Below are 20,447 nucleotides of genomic sequence, written 5' to 3'. Positions count from 1 at the left end.
CTTTCACTATTTGTATAGGCGATTGATTCTAATGTATTCGTAAACCTGATCAGGAACCAAGTAGCGAGGTTCTCCGCCCATTTTGAATTCTTCTCTAATATAACTAGAGCTGATCTCCATGGCCAGCCCCTTGTCGATCAAATGAAACGTATGGCCATCATCTGCATTCCGAAGAATTGGAGATTTGCTAATGGCCGACAGCATATTGATGCCGTCTCTTGCCATGACAATGAACTTATTTTCACGAATTAGCTCTTCTGCCCGCTTCCATTTCCCTTCACCGATATCGACGAGCAGATCAGCCCCCATGATGAAATACACTTCGTCATTCGGATATTTCGCTCGAAAATGCTTCATAGTTTGGTACGTCGCGATTTCCCAAGCAGGTTGATTCATTTCAAAATCGTCAACTTCAAATTTGTCGTTGCCCTCTATCGCAGTACGAACCATGTTCATCCGATGTTCATCCGAAACGTTCAACTGTTTATCTTGCCGCTTACTGGAACAAGGCAGGAAAATCACCTTGTCCAGCTTGCAGCGATGCGCTACGGTGCTTGCTGTCCAAAGATGGACATTCGTGACCGGGTCAAAGGATGATCCGTAAATACCGATTTTCGCCACCGCATCCAGCCTCCTTCTAAGCTTTGAGAGCCGCTTGAACTTTATTTCGTACTTCTTCAATCAATCGCATCTTATTATTCCAGCATGCTTGACTGAGGTTAACCGGGTATTCTGCTGGATTGAGAGTACGTTTATATTCATCCCACAACACATTGAGATTTTCTTTTACAAACTCCCTAATTTCATCAAGCGTAGGTACATCGTACACCAAGTCGCCATTTTCAAAGATGGCATGATGAAGTTCTCTCGCTTCAAATCCCGTTACGAATTTTGCGATATACGTGTGAATGGGATGAAACATGTGCAAGCGCTGTTCCGACTGCGGTTCTTCATGTTCCAATGCAATGTAGTCGCCTTCCGATTTCCCATTCGCCTTGTTGACGATGCGGAATACACGTTTGCGTCCAGGGGTCGTAATCTTTTCAGGATTCGAGCTGATTTTGATCGTATCGACCATATCTCCGTGTTCGTCTTCTATCGAGATCAGCTTGTATACGGCACCCAAAGCGGGTTGATCATACGCTGTAATCAGCTTGGTGCCAATGCCCCACACGTCAATTTTAGCCCCCTGTGTTTTTAGGTTCATGATGGTTTGTTCATCAAGATCGTTTGATGCATAGATTTTGGCATCCGGAAAGCCTGCTTCATCAAGCATTTTGCGAGCTTCTTTCGATAAGTACGCCAAGTCTCCGCTATCAAGTCGGATGCCTTTAAAGTGGATTCGATCACCGAACTCTTTCGCCACTTTAATTGCCGTAGGGACACCGGATCTCAGTGTGTCATAGGTATCAACAAGGAATACGCAGTCTTTATGCGTGTCAGCATAGGCTTTAAATGCCCTATATTCATCACGATAGGCTTGAACCATTGCATGAGCGTGTGTGCCTGAGACAGGGATGCCAAATAACTTCCCTGCCCTTACATTCGATGTTGCTTCGAACCCCGCAAGGTAAGCAGCTCTCGTCCCCCAAATCGCGGCATCCAGTTCTTGCGCTCTTCGAGTTCCGAACTCCATGCAATGATCATCAACCGCAACTTGCTTCACACGAGATGCCTTTGTTGCAATAAGGGTTTGATAATTAACGATATTTAGGATCGCAGTTTCAATGAGCTGTGCTTCGGCTAGTGCTGCTTCAATTCGCATAATCGGTTCATTCGCAAAAACCAGTTCCCCTTCTTTCATCGAATGAACGGTTCCTGTGAAGCGAATCGTCCGAAGGTAGTCCAGATATTCTTCGTTGTATCCTTCTTCCTGAAGATAACTCAAATCACTCTCGGTAAAGCAAAAGTCATTCAAATAACGAATGACCCGCTCCAAGCCTGCAAAGATCGCATATCCGTTCTGGAATGGAAGCTTGCGGAAGTATACTTCAAATACTGCCTTACGGTTATGCATGCCATGTTGCCAGTAGACCTGCGCCATATTAATTTGATATTTATCGGTATGCAGCGCGAGACTGTCATCACCATGATTGAAAACCGGAAGCTCAATTTTATTCATCTTTGTTTTCCTCCTTTTTGACTACTGCAGCTCCGAGCGATCCTTTGAAATGTCTAAGCGCCCATACATGACCTTCTGCATCAAAGCTTGCAACGGCATCCTCATGAACGACAATATCGAAGCTTTTATTGTAAGCATCTACTGCGGTGTGGAGTACGCAAATGTCTGTACAAACGCCTACAAGATGAAGTTCAATGATTCCTCTTGATCGAAGTTGAAGTTCTAAGTCCGTTCCAGCAAATGCACTGTATCTTGTTTTGTCCATCCAATAGACATTATTTGCGTCTTTATTTGCTTGATACAGATCCTCCAATTGACCGAAAAGCTTTCGACCATCGGTTCCCTCAATGTTGTGCGGCGGGAACAGCTTCGTTTCCGGATGGAATGCGTCATTCTCCTTATGCATGTCGATAGCGAAAACAACGAAATCACCGCTTAGAATAAACTCTTTCGTAATTTCAGTCATTCGCCCTTCAATCGCTTGCCCTGGTTCTCCACAAGTCAATGCCCCATCCGCAGCAACGAAGTCCTTTGTATAGTCAATATGAATGAGCGCTTTTTTCTTGTTCATTCTAGACTCCTCCTCTAATTTAACTATTGTATAATTGTTAATTGAATATGGTAAAAAGAGTAGTGACAATAAAGTTAGAATAGCACCTTACCCATCACACATCGATTTCGAAATGCTATTTACTTTAGTCACCATCTTATTGTAATCATCTATTATCAATCACATTCTGGTATGGTAAATGGATTTGTTCAGATCCATTTCGACGAATCGGTACAACTGTGTCGGTCGTTTCGATGTTCGGGTTGTCTTCTTCCCTTCAACCTCTTGGATAAAGGGCAAAGATTTGATCTTTCTTGCAAATGCCGATTCCAACGCAATTGCGGAATCATCTGTGACCGTAAGGAGAACGGCTTGCAGCTCCGAATATGTGAATTCTTCGGGCAGAAATTCCTTGGCGACAGTCGTTTCGAGCAGCTTCTGGCGAATCACATGAATCGCATCTGCAATGATTTGTGCGTGATCAAAAGCAAGCTCGAGATTCATGACCTCTTTTACGGAGAACAATTGAACATCCGAAGCATCATCGTTTGCCTGTCTTTGGGACAACTTGTGTTCTGGAACTATTGCAAAGTGGGCATTTGTAATCATCCAGCCCCGCGGATCGCGTCCTGGTTTATCGTAAACGCCGTAATGTTCAAGGTGAATGTTCTCAACGCCTGTTTCTTCTTGCAGCTCGCGTTGTGCACATTCATAGGCAGTCTCATCTGGATTGACGAAGCCACCAGGCAATGCCCACTTGCCTGCTTCGATATTTGGCTTTCCTTCGCTGTTAAGTTCACTCCGCTGGATGAGCATAATCTTGAGATCCATCTCGGGCGGTTTGAATTCTTGGATTGTAACAGGCAATATCGTAAATACAGCAATGTCCGATGTATATCCATCCGGCGTTCGATATTGTTTGACATCATATTGTGCTAAGGCTTCTTTGTTTGACATGGTAAGCACAACCCTTTCTCTCTTTTAACAATTACCAATGTGTTAATTGTATAATAAGAGTAATTCAACCTTTTGTCAACCTATATATTCCATGTTTTAAATAAACCAGTCGCACACCAATAGGAGCAGCTGCTCGGCAAACTGCTCCTTGCTTCAATAGATCCCTAACTCGTTAAAAAGGCAAACCAGTTGCTCCCACCACTAATGCTACCGTTTCCATATTCAACTCGTTCCCATCCATGTTATTGTCCTAATGATATCTGTAAGAGATAGTATTCTAATTTAAAAACTTTCTAACCAATCTCAGCTTCTTATCGTTGTAAGGAGGTAAAATAAAACGGGTATCGATTTTTGTGGTCTTCTTCACAATGCTCTTATGATGTGAAAAAAGGTCGAAACTGTATTTCCCGTGATAGGCGCCTATCCCCGAATTTCCAACGCCACCGAATGGCAAATAACGATTCGCAATGTGAAGAATCGTATCGTTTACACATCCTCCCCCAAATGAGATTCTTCGCAACACCTCTTCCTCACATTTCTTATCCTCGGTAAACAAGTACAAGGCCAACGGTTTTGGACGTTCATTAATCGCATAAATTGCACGATCTAACTGCTCGTATTCCATAATCGGTAGAATCGGTCCGAAAATCTCGTCTGCCATAACCGCATCAGTCCAAGATTTTGCTTCTAGCAATGTTGGTTCGATATACAATTTCTCTCTTATTGATTTACCGCCAACTATTACGTTATCTTGATCTTTTTCCAGAATTGAAGTCAATCTATCGAATTGGCGCTCATTCACAATACGGCCATAGTCCTTACTTTCCATCGGATTTTCTCCATAGTAACTCACGATGACCTCTTTCATTTTTGAAATAAGAGCGTCTTTGATTTCCGAATGTACCAACATGTAATCAGGCGCTATACAGGTTTGGCCTGTATTCATAAACTTGCCCCATACAATTCTTTTCGCTGATAATTCTAAGTTCGCAGTCTTGTCCACAATGACAGGGCTCTTCCCTCCAAGTTCTAAGGTTACGGGAACCAGATTCTTGGCAGCAGCCTCCATCACGATCTTTCCCACCTGTACACTTCCTGTGAAAAAGATATAGTCAAAAGGGGCATGAATAAGTGCTGACGTTGCTTCCTTCTCCCCTTTTACGACGCGGATGTAACTCTTGTCAAAGATCTCGTTTAACATTTCATGAACGACTCGCGTTGTGTGAGGTGTATGTTCCGAAGGTTTAAGTACCGCACAATTTCCTGCAGCAATTACTCCAATAAGAGGTTCAATCAGCAATTGGAACGGATAATTATAAGGTCCTATAATGAGTACTGTCCCATATGGCTCTTTGATTATGCGGCTTCTTGACGGCCATAAGGCTATGGGGGTTTTTGCCTTCTGGGGCTTCATCCATTTCTTCACATGCTTCATCGTGTTCTTAATACTATCCAATATAAAGCCGATCTCCGTTGAATACGCCTCATATTCGCTTTTCCCTAAATCCTGATACAGTGCTTGTGTAATTTTATCTTCATTACGCTTAATACCCTCTTTTAATTTTTTCAGCTGTTCAAGGCGAAATTCTAGAGTACGTGTTGCCCCTTTTTGAAAAAATTTCTTATGTTCCGCAAGAATGCATTCAGTGTCCACCTTCTCTATTTGATTCATTCCGAATCACTCCTTATCTATTCTCACCGCATAAACACCTTATGCTCTTATCCATTCAACAATTCCGAACACCTAAATATCTAAACGTTCAAACTCTTCGACATATATATGATTATAAATGCCTTTAGATTTGTTCTAAAGGCACTCATCTTCAAGTAACAATAATAGTTTTTTTAACGAATCAACAGCAGTATCCAAGGTTACGGAATAATAACGCTCTGTACCGATCTTCTCCATCGTAACTAATCCTTGATCCCGCAGCAGTTTTAAATGATGAGAAATCGCAGGACGCGATAATGTAGATTGGGCTGTAATTTCACCAACTGACATTGGCCCCTGTTCACTAAGCCACAGGATGATATCTTGGCGATGCGGATCAACTAACAATTGGAAAAAAGGGATACATGTGCGAAATTGTTCGAATGCCTGTTTTCCCATATTCTATCCTTTCTTCATGACGTTGTAACGAAAGGTTTAAATACGTAAACGTTTTGTTGGAGTCATTCTAATCCATTCTCCAATCATCGTCAAGTTTATTGAAATGGAAATATTCCGTCATGAAAATGGACTTGAGACCTGATGTTGAGATACATCGCTAATTCATTTTAAAATTGACTTCCGGGTAAATGGCTGCCAGTCTGTCCAATGCCGAGCTGTCGATTGTCTGTTTCACATAAAGGTCAAAAAAAGCGAGGCTAAACTCGTTAATAATACGATGAACACGTCGCGGATCTTCGCCTGGACTTCGCAAGAAGGTGAAATCAAATGAAAATCAGAGTAGCTCGTATGATCCGTGTGAGGAATGACTATCGACATGCCACCACCAGCAAGGGCGCGTTCATTGCGAACCTTGAATGCTGTGTGATCCTCATCTGGATCTTCGTTGATCTCTGCACTCATGAGCAGAAGCGGTTTGCCGATTCCTGCTTCTGTAACCGTTGTCCCATATAACAGACCGCCCATGTTAATTGCTGCTTTGATACGGTTGTCTTCGAAAAGCATTTGTGCAGCGGTAGCTCCACCGTAAGAATGGCCGAACATCCCGATTCGAGTGGTGTCGATCCTTCCCGTAAAGCGGTTGTCTACATCCCCTTGATTAAGCTTCTCCACTTGATTTAGCACAAAAGCGGCATCTTCCTTCCATAATTGGATATGGCGATCTCTTTCAGCAAGATTAATTAGATTATCGGACTGAAAGTATGCGGTTCGACCGTCTGGAAAGACGGTAGCCGCAGCGTCATAGGCATGATCGATACATAACACAATATAACCTTGACTTGCTAACTCCTCGACCTGAAACGTATTTTGATTGCGAAAACCGTTTAAACCATGGGAAAAGATCAATACGGGATAACGGCTCTCGGCGTCTGATAGCAGGGCTTCCGTGAACGTATTCGATTTCACCAAATTCAGATGACTCAATACGAATGCCGGGATGGACAAATCTTCTTCCAATCCCTTTGCAACCTCATGCGCGTTTCGGATATAAGGCTCACGATTTCCCTCTCCTTTATTACTTGCAGGATAATACATCTGTACCATTAGCTCGCGCCGTCGTTCGGATCTTTTGTAAAAGGCTCCTCCCGCCGATCATCAACCCAATGATACAACGTCGTGCCAACAATAAATGGGCCGGTCGGCTTGTTAAATAAAGATACAGAAGTAGGCACCGTAGTTATTCCTTTACACCTATGCTAAAAATAAAAAGACCCGCAAAACTAATACGGGCCGGACTGTAACGTTACGATTTGTTCTGTCTGTAAAGAATCGTCTACTCAAAATGTTTTTTTTGAGCTTTATTGAGGAGCTTTGGTTCGAAGGAGATTTAAACCTAATCCAATAAAGAGTATGCCGGTAATTTTGTTTAAATACGCACTCAGCCTTTGGTTTGCTTTTATTTTTCGGGTAACATAAGAAGAGAAATAGGCAATAAACAGGCACCATAACAACCCAGTGATTGAAAAAGTAAGCCCTAAAATGATAAATGGGATTGGACTAGAGTTCTTTGTATCAATAAATTGCGGGAGAAAGGCAATGAAGAATAATGATACTTTTGGGTTCGTAAGACTCGTCAGCATCCCTTGTATATATATTTTTCTTAGATTTTCTTTTTGGGATTCAGATGTACTGAAGCTTGCATTCGTTTTATCAAGTAGCATTTTAATTCCTAAATATATTAAATAAATGACTCCAACCATCTTAATTATGTTGAAAACCAATATTGACTTTGTAAGAATAATGGATAACCCAAATGCAACTAACAAGGTATGGATTAATGAACCGCTAATGATTCCAAAAACAGAATATACACCTGCTTTTCTTCCTTGTGAAATACTTCTGCCTACAATATACATTGTGTCTGCTCCGGGAATTAAATTCAGTAAAATTCCAGTAAGCAAAAATACTTCGTAATTGACTATTCCGTACATTTAAGACTACCACCTCTTTATACTGCCTACTTTGACGATAATAAATTAACGAAAGAAAGACAGGAAGAACTGCTTAAAGCTTTCATGCTCGCGCCTTGATGAGAAGATGCAATGTGAACATTAACAGCGCTGGTGTCTGTTTTAGCATTTGGCCAAGCTGCCTCGGCTTTTGAAATCGCTCAAACTGTAAACAAAAGTCACAATGTCTATATCGACAAATAGCTTCGGATTACACTTAGGTGCCTGAGCCCGCCGTAATTCACACTCAAAACGCAAAAGTTACCTACTTTGCATGGTCGATTGTTGGTCATGTCATTAACTTGCAATTATTGCACCGACCGTCTTTCGATAAGAGAATTTTTGCATTAAGCGTACTTTTTTGACTTAGCGGTAAATAACATTCTAAGTGAATCCAGGTATTAAGGAAAGGAGATTTTAACCATGCGGTTTGAGTTATTTAAGAGCAAAATTCTAACGGATGGATTTACAAACAAAATAGAAGGTCCTTCATGCGATAAAGACGGGAATATTTACGCCGTAAATTATCAAAGAGATGGCACGATTGGCAAAGTAACTCCAAATGGAAAAAGCAGTGTTTTTATTGCATTGCCCCCGGATAGTATCGGATGCGGGACACGTATTGACCCTAATGGAACTTTGTACATTGCAGATTATAAAAAACATAATATATTCGCCGTTAACCTTGAAACGAAAGAGATCAGTATACATGCTAATAACCCTTCAATGAATCAGCCTAATGATTTAGCGATAACCGAACAAGGTGTTTTATTCGCAAGTGACCCTAACTGGTTCCAACAAAATAAGGGACAATTGTGGCGTATTCTTACAAATGGGAACACGCATTTATTAGAAAGGAATATGGGAACGCCAAATGGAATTGAGGTTAGTCCTGACGGCAAAAAATTATATGTGAATGAATCATTGGAAAGAAAAATATGGGTATATGATCTATCTAGTACGAATGAATTGAGTAATAAACGCTTATTGATAGAGTTTCGGGATTTTGGACTTGATGGAATGCGTTGTGATGTGGCAGGCAATTTGTTTGTTACTCGCCCTGAAAAAGGTGTGGTAGCGAAGATTTCCCCTGATGGTCAATTGCTGGGTGAAATTTATCTTATTGGTAAAAACTGCACCAACCTTACATTTGGGGGGCCTGATGGAAGAACCTGCTATGTGACAATGTCTGATACAGGAAGCATTGAAATGTTTCAATCCGATGTGCCTGGAAGGTGTTGGAGTTTGTTGCATAGAGCCTTATAGATTAAGGTTGCAGATAACAGCGCTTTTAACACCCTCGTCCCCTTTTCTTCCCTTCAATTCTCATTTCCTCGATTATGCGCATATGTTTGCCGCAAAGCGATTAGCCCATATGTTTTTTGTCGTTGCCCGCGACAGTAACATATGGGCTTTGAATAACAAACCTCCTAATGACAAGGTTATTACTTGACGTACTCAGCCATTACAATATTTCGATATACCCTTCTGTTCCATGCACGCGAATTCGTTGTCCATCTTGGATCAGCTTGGTAGCGTTCTCTACACCAACAACTGCTGGCAAGCCATATTCCCGTGCGATAACGGCTCCATGGGTCATCAGTCCGCCAACTTCGGTGACGAGACCCTTGATAGATACAAACAAGGGGGTCCAGCTAGGATCCGTAAAAGCGGTGACTAATATATCTCCATCTTCTAGATCAGCATCTTCCAATTTCAAGATGACACGTGCGCGTCCCTCTATTACCCCGGCAGACACAGGCAGACCTACTAATGCTCCAGACGGGAGATTTTCTCGTTTGTACTCCCCTGCAATGATTTCACCATCAGACGTGATAACACGTGGCGGAGTTAATTTTTCATAATAGTTGTAATCATCTTTCCGTTTGCTGATGATGTGGTAATCCAGTTTATTTGTGCGTACAACCTCGTGAAGTTCCTCCAAAGTGAGATAGAAGATATCTTCTTTTTCATGAATGATGCCCGCTTGTACGAGTTGTTCGGCTTCTTTCAGCAAAGCCTGTTTATACACGAAGTAACGATTAACCATGACGTATTTCGGATATTCCCTATACCCACTGTAATTCCGGATGAAGTCGATCGTTTGTTTTGTTTCTTTCGCTTTTTGTTCGCCATCCGGCAATTGCTTTAATCGTTCCAACAACTCTTGTTCTTTTTTCAAAGCTTCTTGCTGCCCTTGCTCAAATTTCCGCTGGCTCGCATTAGGCTCAAAGTTTTTGATGTTGCCAAGAATCAACGGGACAATCGTAATTGGTTTTTCGATCCAGCGCGTTCTGGTAAGATCGATTTCTCCGGCACATCGCATTCCGTATTTGTCGAGATAAGCATAGATCGCGTCTCGGGCTTTCTGCCCGCCATCCAACGTAAGCAGTTCATCCAAAAAGTGCTCATCTTTGACATGTTGCAAATATTCAATGATCTCCGGATAAGGACGGATCACATCTGCGACATCCAATAGCGCCAGACCCATTTCCGAAGTAATATTGTCCGGTACAGATTGAGAAAGTGTATCTGCTGCGTGTTTTTCACCTAACCACTCGTTCATATTTGCATTGATCCATGTTGCAGCATCCATTGCAGCCAGAATCACACGTAAACTCTGCGGATCAAATACAAACATCTTTAATTGCTCAAGATCTTCAAGAATAAAATCAAACAAATCCGATCCTGATTTCGTTTGGATATTTTGTTTCAACGCTTCGATCGATGCTTGGCTACGCTGAATCAAATCAGGAACGATTGACGGATTGTTTTCAATTTCACGAATCGTATCTGTAATGCTTTTGATTGGACTTGGTGTTATATTCTCATCTGGTAACGTTTTTATAAAGTCTCGCTCTATTATGGTCATCAGTGCGTCTTTGATAAGCGGATCGGATTGACCCAGGTAATGTAATGTATTGTCTCTGCTAGCCAGCATGGGTGTCACATCAACAAACAATCTGCCACCGGCTTTACGCATGGGTGCTGGATTGGTTAACTGGAAAAAAGACAATCCTAGCGGTTTCATGGGATCGGTCATCATTTGTTGGTGACCGACAGAGACATAAACGCGATTTTCCTGATCATTCGCTTCCGGAATCGGGTATAATGTCGTGATTGGCCGACTCTGGACAATGTAAAAGGTATCATCAACCAGGCACCACTCGATATCTTGCGGGCAACCAAAATAGGCTTCGATATGCCTTCCGATGCGTGCTAGTTGCAAGATTTGTTGCTCCGTAAGAGTTTGAGTCTTTTGCTGCTCAGGATCGATCTGTTGTGTCTCTATTCCGCCTTCTTTACGTCCATAGATCGCTAATTTTTTGGCCGCGATCCTCTTCTCGATGATCTCTCCTTCCTTTACTTTATAACAATCGGCAGAGACCAGGCCAGAGACCAGTGCTTCTCCAAGTCCATAACTGGCATCAATGGATATCACCTTACGGTTTGAAGTAATCGGATCAGCGGTAAATAATATCCCTGAAGCTTGTGGGAACACCATCCTTTGAACGATAACAGCTAAATAAACGTGACTGTGGTCGAATCCATTTTGCATCCGGTAAATGACTGCGCGATCCGTAAATAGGGAGGCCCAACATTTGCTGATATGCTGCAGGATGGCTTCTTTGCCGATAATATGTAAATAGGTGTCTTGTTGACCAGCAAAAGAGGCATGCGGCAAATCTTCAGCAGTCGCACTAGAACGCACGGCATATGCATGTTCCTCGCCAAACCGGGAGAGATATTGAGTTACTTCTTTCACTACATCAGAAGGAATTTCTACTTCCAAAAGGATTTGTCGAATCTCCCTACTGATTTCACCAATTTGATCTCGATCTTCTACGTGTAGCATCGTTAGTCGATTGAGCAAAGCATGGTACGTTTCGTTTTGCTCGATTGCTTTTTGATATCCTGCTGTTGTCACACAAAATCCTTCCGGTACTTGTATTCCCTCCATTTTTGATAACTCCCCTACATTCAACCCTTTTCCGCCAACGAGCAATAGCTGTGTATTTTTCATTTCCTGAAAATCGAGAACGAAAGTATTCATTCCATATCTCTCCTATCCATTCATTTTAGAATCAGCTCGGTATAACTGACCACATGCCGCATTAATATCTGCTCCGAATTGAGTTCGGATCGTTACATTCACACCGAATATTTTCAACGTCCGCACGAACGTATTAATCCTTTCGGGGTCAGATGGCAAGTAGCTCTGAGGCGTCACATCTGTAGAATTGTAGGGAATGAGGTTCACATGGTAGAGGTGTTCCCAACATCCTCTTCCCCTCAAATGAGCGGCAAGTGCTTTCGCATGCTCCGTCGAGTCGTTGAACCCTTGAAGAAGAATATACGCGATATACACCTTTCTTCCCGTATGTTGGATATGGCGATCTAATGCATTCAGCACGTCGCGAAGCGGAAAACGCTTATTAATCGGCATCAGTTCGTTCCGTTGTTCGTCGAACGGCGAATGCAGCGAGAAGGTTAGATTGACCTGAGGAAACTCCCGCGTCAACCTATCGATTCCTGGCAACAGGCCGATGGTTGATATCGTAATCCTTCGATGTCCTAAACCGAAGAGATGCGGGTTAGTCAAAATCGCCAGCGCTTCGAAAAGGTGCGGGTTGGCGAGCGCCTCCCCCATGCCCATGAAGGACACGCTGTCCAAGGCATGGCCGTTCAAGTGAAAGTGAAGCAATTGATCGGTAATTTCGTCGGCAGTCAGATTTCGTTTCAGGCCGATGGTACCCGTGGCGCAAAAACGGCACCCGAACCCGCAGCCGCACTGCGTGGAAATACAATACGATTTCCATCCCCGTTTATAGGAAAGTCTTACAGCCTCTACGCGTTCGCCGCCACCGATGGCAAACAGCACCTTGCTGACCTGCTGTGATGTGAGCTCCTTTACCGGAATAACGCTGGAGACGTTCGGACCAAGCGTCCGGGCCAACTCTTCTCGCAAAAATGCAGGCAGTATGGTGATCCGTTCGTATTCAGCAACTTTTTGTTCGAAAATAGCATCTATAATTTGCCTATACCGGTACGCAGGCTGCTTGAAGTCGGACAAGATCTGCCTAATCGTTTCATATTTCGAGGTTGGTTTCATGTGTTCTCCTTACCGCCGGAGAAATACATGAAAAGCAACCGTCATCCGGCGCTTTCATGCGTCTTTAACCAACTAAACACGATGCGTTCGCTGATAGAATCGCTATGTGCATCTGTCGATAGATTGGTAAACCTCCGGCAACAGATCTATTTTTTTGTGAACCGGGTCAGCCGGTAGGAACCGGTTCACAGTATCATCTACAACCTCAACCTCAATGATCATCGTTTTCATCCTCTCATAGTTTATTAAACCTGTTAAACGTTCAATTCCACAGTTTTAGTTGCGATATGTTTGCAAAACTCGCTGTCGTGCTCCACAAAAAGGATCGTTGGCGAATGTTCCAGCAGCAGTTCTTCGATTTGCATCCTGGAAATGACGTCAATAAAATTAAGCGGTTCGTCCCAAATATGCAAATGAGCGTGTTCGCAGAGGCTTTTCGCAATCAGAACTTTCTTCTTCTGACCGCCGCTATAAGAAGCGATGTCCTTTTCAAATTGCAAGCGTGAAAAATCGAGTTTTCTCAAAATCGCTTTGAACAAGCTTTCGTCAATCTCGCTGGATCTGGCGAATTCCGACAAATTGCCCTGCAACTGCGAGGTATCTTGTGAAACGTAGGAAATTTTCAACTGACTCCCTTTTCGAACCGCGCCGGTATAAGGAATCTCCTCGCCGCAAATCAGTTTGAGCAAGCTGGATTTGCCTGAGCCGTTCGGACCGGAGAGCACGATGCGATCCCCTTGCTCGATAGTAAAGCTAATGTCGTTGCACACGTTCTTTTCACCATAATGAATCGAAACGCGGTCAAGCTCAACCAATTGATGTTTATGATAAGTCATCTGCGATATTTTCAAACTTTCCGAGCTGTCGACATTTCTCAGAAGCTGGGATCTATCCTCGATGGCGGAGTTCTGTCTCTGCTCGATCGATTTGGATCGCTTCATCATTTTGGCGGCCTTGTGGCCGATGTATCCTTTGTCGACCTTGGAGCCGGAGTTGCGGGTGCCGTTTTTCGTTTTTTCTACCTCGTGGGACCAGTTGCTCGTTCGCTTGGCCGCTTCGGACAGCCTCTTAATGTCCTTCCTCAGCTTCTCGTTCTCAGCCAATTCGAAATTGTCCTGTCTTTGTTTATTCTCCCACCAGTCTGAAAAAGTTCCGTTCTGGATTTCGATATTGGTCTTATTGATTGAAATAATGTGGTCCACACAATTGTCGAGAAACGCCCGATCATGTGACACCAATATAAACCCGCTCTTGCCGTTCAAATAATCACTTACCAGCTTCCGAGCATGCAGATCAAGATGATTGGTCGGCTCGTCGATAAGCAAAAAGCTGTTTTCCTTCAAAAACAGGACTGCGAGCATTACCTTCGTCTGTTCTCCGTTGGATAACGAGTTGAATGGTCGATACAACACATCCTCTGACATTTTCAGCAGCGAAAACTCGCGCATAAGCTGCCAGTGCTCATAGTCCGGATAGATGTCTGCTACCACGTCGAATGTATAATGTTCCTTGTGTTCGACGTGGAACGGGAAATACTCGAAACTGACATTAGAGGAAATCGTTCCGCTGTATTCATACTTGCCGAGCAGCAGGTTGAGAAACGTAGTCTTGCCCCGGCCGTTCCGCCCCGTAAAGCCCAATTTCCAGTTGGTATCGATTTGTAAACTTACATGCTCAAAAATGTTGTCGTAGCTGCCGTCATAGGCAAACGTCAAGTTTGTTACCTTGATCAATGACATTCCAGAAACCTCCTTGGTCACAAATAAAAAAGAGCTGCAAGAAAGTTGACCTTTCTTACAGCTCAAAAAAATAAAACAAATCCAACCCTACGCAGAGTCAGATAAGAATATATTCTTTGAGTGAAAAGAATAAGGTAACTTTCTTGCCAATAAAGAACAAAACAGCACAAATAGAACTTGTTTTATTCTTTAAACGTTAGCAAGAAATTTTACATTATCCTCTTCAACTCCTATCGTAAGTGTTAGCGCAATATTAACATACCAGATATTTCATTGCAATAAGCAATGGCAACCTTCATCTGCTTCATGAGTCATTAGCCTACCCACTTTGGTGTTACATTTTCATTTGTAATTGTAAGATTCACGATAAGGCGTGTTTCGGATTATTTTAGTCTTTTTGGTCTTGAATGAAGCGTATACCGATTAATTGGTCGCCCTACGCCTCCATAATTCACCTCTAGATAGACATATCCTATCTTTGACAAATATTCAAGGTATCTTCTTGCTGTCACTCTTGCAATCCCAACCCCTTCGGCTGTTTCTTCTGCGGATAGCTTCCCACCTTTATCAGCCATTACTGCAAGCACTTGTTTAAGTGTTACTGGATTTAATCCCTTTGGCAGTTCTTCCGTAGGTATAAACAATTCAGCAGGTGGTGATGATTCGATAACGTTCTTCTCTTGTATTACACTCTGCCCTAATAGAGAAGATCCATCGTTCACAGTGCTATCCGTTCGGATCTCATCTCCCATTTGCAGAATGCGATCAAGCTGCTCTTGGGTAACTGTATGATCGTCGGTTAACGTCTCGTATCGATCACGATAACGTTCCAATGTCCGTCTAACCCGCTCTAGTTTAAAAGGCTTGATAATATAATCTACTGCACCGTTTCGCATCATCGCTCGTAATGTTTCCGTCTCTTTAGCAGCCGTAACTACGATCACATCCACTGGTAGATCACGCGCCCTAATTTCCTGCAGCGTACTAATTCCATCAAATGAAGGCATAAACACATCCAGAAAGATTAGATCCGGCTTCAGTTCTTCGATCATCCGCAAGCCATCCTGACCGTTGCCTGCCGTCCCAATAACTTTATAACCATTCACCCCTTCGATGAACATGCGGTTCACTTCCTGAACCATTGGATCATCTTCAATCAGCAATACTTGCACGATATGTTTACATTGCTCCTGCATCTCTTGCCGCCTCCTTCATCGGAAAAACGATTTCCATTGATGTTCCGAGTCCTGGGGAGGATTCACACCGAAGTAGCCCTTTACCTTTTGCGATAATCCCACTTATCAGAAATAGGCCTATTCCACGATGCTCTCCACTTTTGGTCGAGAAGCTGCGTTCCAGCATTCTTGCTTTCGTGTCTTCTGTCATACCACAGCCATTATCCTCAACTAAGATCGATAAATAATCTTCATCTTGCCCAATGTACAGATACACTGCCTTCTGATCAACCTTGATATTGGAAAGTGCATCAAATGCATTTTCAATCAAATTGCCTACCAGCAGCACGATATCTCGTCGATCAAGCGAATCTGGAAATTGACGCAAACCGCAATTCGGATCGATGATCACATCTATATCAAGCTCATTTCCTCGACTGATCTTACCAAGCAGTAAGCCTGCAACTCCATCATCCTCAAAATGCTCCTGCATAAATCTTGTTGTCTCTTCATGTTGATCAGATACCTCAAACAAATATCTTAATGCTTCTTCATGTTTTCCAAGCTGGAGAAGCCCAGCAACGGTATGCATTTTATTCATATGCTCATGATTTTGGGCTCGCAAGGCATTCACAAATTCTCGCACACCTGTCAGTTCTTCTGCCATATGCGTAACCTCCGTTCGGTCTTGGAAAATCGCTATGGCTCCCTGTGTAATACCCTGCTCGATTATGGGTATTCGATTGCTCCAGATGAGCGTATCGCCAACCAGCAATTCGTGGTTCAAGAGCGGTGTTTTTACCTTAAGTACCTCGGGCAAGCGAGAATCGGGAATCACATCCCAAATGTTCAGTCCAATCACATCCTTGGACACGCCAAAAATGTGCTTGGCCCGTTCATTGAAAATCGTGATTCGCTCCTTGCTGTCGATGGCGATTACTCCTTCATGCATAGCTTGGAATGCAGCCGTGTGCTCACGAAACATCGAGGCAATTTCATGCGGCTCTAAATTATACATCTCTTTCTTGATATGTTTAGCAAGCATCGCTGAGCCCATCATTCCAAACGAAAGCGCCAATATAATCATTACCATAACCGATCTGAGCTGCTCGGGAAAAATATCCTTCATGGTAGGCAGAAGTCCTCCTGCCATTACAACGCCAACCTGCTCATGCTTCGCGTTCATGATCGGCACGAATGCCCGCAAGCCAACACCTGCTTCACCTTTTACTTTGGAAACGTACATATGCTCAGCAAAAGCTGCATCCGCATCGTCGCCACTAAAATAAGTTCCTATTCGGTCCGATAGAGGATGTGATAAGCGCTTGCGATTCATATCCAGCACGACAATATAATCAGCCTCATTCAGCATGCGAATTTTGTCAGCAACGGGAGCAATATGCTCAGCTCCATTCTGCTGATTGATATATTCTGCCACTCCCGGTAGATTAGCAACGGTTTGGGCAGTCGTAATCAGCCGTTGACGTAAGCTCTCTTCTTTGACGCTAGTCAAGCTTCCAAGCAAGACCTCTACAGCAATAAGGAGGGAGAACAGAACCAAACCGAATGAAAGCAAAATAATTTTCCAGTAGATTCCTATTCGGTTCAAGTCTAGCGCCCTCCTTTTCGAAATATTTACCTTTATCTGCTATTGTGCAATAATAAGTCTAATTTAGCAACTGGGAGGAGACAAATTTGAAAGCGATTGCAAGTATTGGAATGTTCATTATTGTTGGATTGTTAGCTGCATATCTCGTCGGATATCAACCAAACTGGAATGAACAGCTCTATCAGGATGATGAACAAACTGGACTTAAGCAACGGATCGTCATCAAATTCAGTCATGTAGTTGCTGAGAACACACCAAAGGGCCTCGCTGCAGCTGAATTCGCTGATCTAGTAAAGAAGAAATCAAAGGATCGCGTCGAGATACAAGTGTTCCCAAATGGCATGCTATATGGTGAGAATAATGAAGTTGCTGCACTTCAGCGTGGTGATATTCAAATGATAGCCCCATCCTTCTCAACTATAAGCGAGATCGATCCAGCATGGCTAGTAATGGATCTGCCATTTGCTTTCAAAGATCAGAATGAGGTTGAAAGCAAGCTGAATGGTTCGCTTGGAGACAAGCTATTCCAAACGCTTAAACCGCATGGCATGAAGGGAGTCGCCTTCTGGTCCAATGGCTTTAAACAAGTGACGAACAATGTACGGCCTATTCTGGGGCCTCGAGATTTCAAAGGACTAAAGTTTCGCATACAACCAAGTCCATTAATTGAACGGCACATGAAGAACTGGGGAGGGAAGACAAGTGTTATTCCTTTTAACGACGCTTATCGCAATCTAGCCGACGGCTCAGTAGATGGTCAGGAAAACACGATATCGAATATCGTAAGCAAACGCCTCTACCAAGTGCAGAAATATATGACGATTAGCAATCATGGTTATTTGGGCTATGCCGTTATTTTCAACAAATCCTTCTGGGATAGCCTGCCTTCTGATGTGCAACAGCTGCTCATGGAAGCACTGGATGAAACAACAGAGCAGGCAAATAAGAAAGCAGCTAGAAATGAGACGCATATGAACGAGATTAATACGAACCAGAATTTGCAGATTTCCATATTAACGAAAGAACAAACAGCGGAATGGAGGATAGCCTCAAAGGAGCTTTATAAAGATTTCGCAATGAAAATCGGGGCTGATGTAATGAGCGAAATTTCTGGGCCTTAAAGACCAAAAAGAACAATATGACCATATGCTTGTCACCTTCTCCCCTCTCTCTTACACTTAAGCACATCGAATAAAGCGCTTACAATGGTGAAAGCGAGGGGTAAGAACATGAAGATAAAAAAAATCATGAAAAACATGACCGTTCAAGTATTATTCGCGATTCTTCTTGGGGTTCTCTTCGGACAATTTTTCCCTAAATATGCCGTTGAACTGAAGGTGCTTGGAGACATCTTTATCAAGCTTATTAAGATGGTAATTGCACCAATCATCTTCTTCACCGTCGTACATGGAATCGCAAGTATGGGCGATATGAAAAAGGTCGGTCGCATCGGTGGTAAGGCATTACTATACTTTGAGATTGTAACAACCATAGCACTTGCAATTGGCCTACTTGTAGTAAATTTAGTTAAGCCAGGCTCTGGAATCGATATTTCAAAGGCTACAGGTGACGTTGCCCAATATGCGGAGAAAGCGCATGAGAATAGTGTAATGGGCTTCATCATGAACATCGTGCCTGATAATGTTATCGGGGCTTTTGCTAGCGGTGAGCTTCTTCCGGTATTGTTATTTGCAGTCCTGTTTGGTTTTGCTCTAACAGCTATTGGTGAAAAAGGGCAAGCCATCATTTCATTATTCGATAAGCTCTCACACGTATTTTTTGGTATCGTAAATATCATTATGAAGGTTTCACCAATTGCCGCCTTTGGTGCAATGTCATATACGGTTGGCAAATTTGGTCTTGGCTCGTTGTTTACACTTGGCAAGCTGATGGGTTCTGTTTATTTGACCATGTTCCTATTTATAATCGTCGTACTCGGATTCATCGCCAAAGCATTCGGATTCAACATCTTCAAGTTTATCTCTTACATTAAAGAAGAAATCTTACTAGTGCTCGGTACCTCTTCATCCGAATCTGCTCTGCCGCGAATGATGTCAAAGCTCGAGAAATACGGTGCTTCCAAATCCGTCGTGGGACTCGTTATTCCAACAGGATACTCATTCAACCTAGACGGTACATCGATTTATCTGTCAATGGCTGCGCTATTTGTCGCTCAGGTATCTGGTGTTGATCTAAGCATTTGGCAGCAAATTACCCTTCTGTTCGTATTGATGCTAACTTCCAAAGGTGCTGCTGGGGTTACAGGATCAGGATTCATTACACTAGCTGCAACTTTAGCTGCTTTCCCATCAATTCCGATCGCAGGCATGGCCCTACTGCTGGGTGTTGACCGTTTCATGTCCGAAGCTCGCGCAATAACGAATTTGATCGGAAATGGTGTAGCAACAGTAGTTATCGCCAAGATGGAGAATGAATTTGATCCGAATCGATTAGAAGCTGATGAGTCTGCTGTAACGAGCAGCAACATTGCATATAATTAAGGCTTTCAGAAATAGAATGCGATTATTTATAATTGTAAAAAGGATGAGTTTAAATCCATCAACAAATGTGGATCTTGCTCATCCTTTTTGTTTATACGCTGCTGTTTTACAATATTTCGATATCCCCTTCTGTTCCATGCACGCGAATTAATGGTCCATCTCTGCTCATCCTGGTAGCAATTCTCTACACCAACAACTGTTGGCAAGCCATATGCCCGTGCGATAACGGCCCCATGGGTCATCAATCCGCCAACTTCGGTGACGTGGCCATTGTATAGATAAACAGAAAAGCAGAGTACGCGTCTTGGGTCTCCTGTCCACCCTTCAACTGAATCAGTCCATCACAAAAGTTAATCATAATCACATTATGTAAACTATTGGTAACTTCCCGATAAGGGCGGATTACATCTGCGACATCCAACAGCGCCAGACCCATTTCCGAAGTAATATTGTTAGGTACAGATTGAGAAAGCATATCTGCTGCGTTTTTCATCTAGCCACTCGTTCATGTTTTCATTGATCTGTTTGAAACCCTTGTGACGCCTTCCCTTCATTGCGTTTA

At 43.0% G+C, this 20,447-nt stretch carries 15 protein-coding genes and 3 pseudogenes; 3 read left to right on the top strand and 15 right to left on the bottom strand.

The features are described 5' to 3' along the window. Positions 1-6: 6 nt before the first annotated feature. From nadD to ACQ5BJ_RS03415, 8 genes and pseudogenes are all read right to left on the bottom strand, one after another. The gene (gene nadD / locus ACQ5BJ_RS03450) at positions 7-621 is read right to left on the bottom strand and encodes a nicotinate (nicotinamide) nucleotide adenylyltransferase (RefSeq protein ID WP_005550654.1); all 615 of its coding nucleotides are present in this window, start codon (positions 619-621) and stop codon (positions 7-9) included. A 16-nt stretch (positions 622-637) separates the two neighbouring features. Next, positions 638-2,122 carry a nicotinate phosphoribosyltransferase gene (locus ACQ5BJ_RS03445; protein WP_005550653.1) on the bottom strand — a complete coding sequence of 495 codons (1,485 nt, stop codon included), beginning with the start codon at positions 2,120-2,122 and terminating at the stop codon, positions 638-640. Next, positions 2,115-2,693, bottom strand: a complete 579-nt coding sequence (locus ACQ5BJ_RS03440) for a cysteine hydrolase family protein (RefSeq protein ID WP_005550652.1) — start codon at positions 2,691-2,693, stop codon at positions 2,115-2,117. Before ACQ5BJ_RS03440 ends, ACQ5BJ_RS03445 begins: the two co-directional genes overlap by 8 nt. Positions 2,694-2,852: 159 nt before the next feature. After that, a complete protein-coding gene (locus ACQ5BJ_RS03435; protein WP_005550651.1) occupies positions 2,853-3,629 on the bottom strand; it encodes an NUDIX hydrolase in 777 nt (258 codons plus the stop codon). A 277-nt stretch (positions 3,630-3,906) separates the two neighbouring features. Further along, complete coding sequence (locus ACQ5BJ_RS03430; protein WP_005550650.1) at positions 3,907-5,301, bottom strand: aldehyde dehydrogenase; 1,395 nt, start codon at positions 5,299-5,301, stop codon at positions 3,907-3,909. 135 nt (positions 5,302-5,436) lie between these two features. Beyond that, positions 5,437-5,739: an ArsR/SmtB family transcription factor gene (locus tag ACQ5BJ_RS03425; protein ID WP_005550649.1), complete on the bottom strand. Its 303-nt coding sequence runs from the start codon at positions 5,737-5,739 to the stop codon at positions 5,437-5,439. A 157-nt stretch (positions 5,740-5,896) separates the two neighbouring features. Further along, positions 5,897-6,950: pseudogene (locus tag ACQ5BJ_RS03420) on the bottom strand (alpha/beta hydrolase family protein); the annotation flags it as partial. 147 nt (positions 6,951-7,097) lie between these two features. Further along, positions 7,098-7,730, bottom strand: a complete 633-nt coding sequence (locus ACQ5BJ_RS03415; RefSeq protein WP_430108548.1) for a LysE family translocator — start codon at positions 7,728-7,730, stop codon at positions 7,098-7,100. A 441-nt stretch (positions 7,731-8,171) separates the two neighbouring features. On the opposite strand from ACQ5BJ_RS03415, the gene ACQ5BJ_RS03410 reads away from it, so the two are divergent. After that, positions 8,172-9,014 (top strand): SMP-30/gluconolactonase/LRE family protein, encoded by an 843-nt coding sequence (locus tag ACQ5BJ_RS03410; protein ID WP_430108544.1) that lies wholly within the window; start codon positions 8,172-8,174, stop codon positions 9,012-9,014. A 199-nt stretch (positions 9,015-9,213) separates the two neighbouring features. Here the strand turns inward: ACQ5BJ_RS03410 and ppsA are convergent, their stop codons facing one another. The 5 genes from ppsA to ACQ5BJ_RS03385 form a co-directional block, all read right to left on the bottom strand. Next, a complete protein-coding gene (ppsA, locus tag ACQ5BJ_RS03405) occupies positions 9,214-11,802 on the bottom strand; it encodes a phosphoenolpyruvate synthase (protein WP_430108542.1) in 2,589 nt (862 codons plus the stop codon). 12 nt (positions 11,803-11,814) lie between these two features. Continuing rightward, positions 11,815-12,861, bottom strand: coding sequence for a Cfr family 23S rRNA (adenine(2503)-C(8))-methyltransferase (locus ACQ5BJ_RS03400; protein WP_430108539.1), 1,047 nt, complete (start codon positions 12,859-12,861; stop codon positions 11,815-11,817). 254 nt (positions 12,862-13,115) lie between these two features. Further along, entirely contained in the window at positions 13,116-14,600 is a 1,485-nt protein-coding gene (locus ACQ5BJ_RS03395) for an Lsa family ABC-F type ribosomal protection protein (protein ID WP_289355611.1), read from the bottom strand. 383 nt (positions 14,601-14,983) lie between these two features. Then, on the bottom strand, positions 14,984-15,796 hold the full coding sequence (locus ACQ5BJ_RS03390; RefSeq protein WP_005550640.1) for a response regulator: 813 nt from the start codon (positions 15,794-15,796) through the stop codon (positions 14,984-14,986). Continuing rightward, positions 15,780-17,384, bottom strand: coding sequence for an ATP-binding protein (locus ACQ5BJ_RS03385; RefSeq protein ID WP_268599902.1), 1,605 nt, complete (start codon positions 17,382-17,384; stop codon positions 15,780-15,782). Before ACQ5BJ_RS03385 ends, ACQ5BJ_RS03390 begins: the two co-directional genes overlap by 17 nt. 86 nt (positions 17,385-17,470) lie before the next feature. Between ACQ5BJ_RS03385 and ACQ5BJ_RS03380 the strand changes: the two genes are divergently transcribed. Beyond that, complete coding sequence (locus tag ACQ5BJ_RS03380; RefSeq protein ID WP_430108534.1) at positions 17,471-18,505, top strand: DctP family TRAP transporter solute-binding subunit; 1,035 nt, start codon at positions 17,471-17,473, stop codon at positions 18,503-18,505. Positions 18,506-18,613: 108 nt separating this feature from the next. Further along, positions 18,614-19,885: a dicarboxylate/amino acid:cation symporter gene (locus ACQ5BJ_RS03375; protein WP_197268890.1), complete on the top strand. Its 1,272-nt coding sequence runs from the start codon at positions 18,614-18,616 to the stop codon at positions 19,883-19,885. Positions 19,886-19,991: 106 nt separating this feature from the next. On the opposite strand, the pseudogene ACQ5BJ_RS03370 reads toward ACQ5BJ_RS03375, so the two are convergent. Continuing rightward, positions 19,992-20,154, bottom strand: a pseudogene (locus ACQ5BJ_RS03370) (PEP-utilizing enzyme); the annotation flags it as partial. Further along, positions 20,154-20,406, bottom strand: a pseudogene (locus tag ACQ5BJ_RS03365) (hypothetical protein); the annotation flags it as partial. The pseudogenes ACQ5BJ_RS03370 and ACQ5BJ_RS03365, both read right to left, overlap by 1 nt. Positions 20,407-20,447: the final 41 nt, after the last annotated feature.

It is taken from the genome of Paenibacillus sp. B1-35 (genome assembly GCF_050474385.1).
Lineage (GTDB): Bacteria > Bacillota > Bacilli > Paenibacillales > Paenibacillaceae > Paenibacillus_B > Paenibacillus_B alvei.
This window is presented reverse-complemented; position numbering and strand designations above follow the sequence as displayed.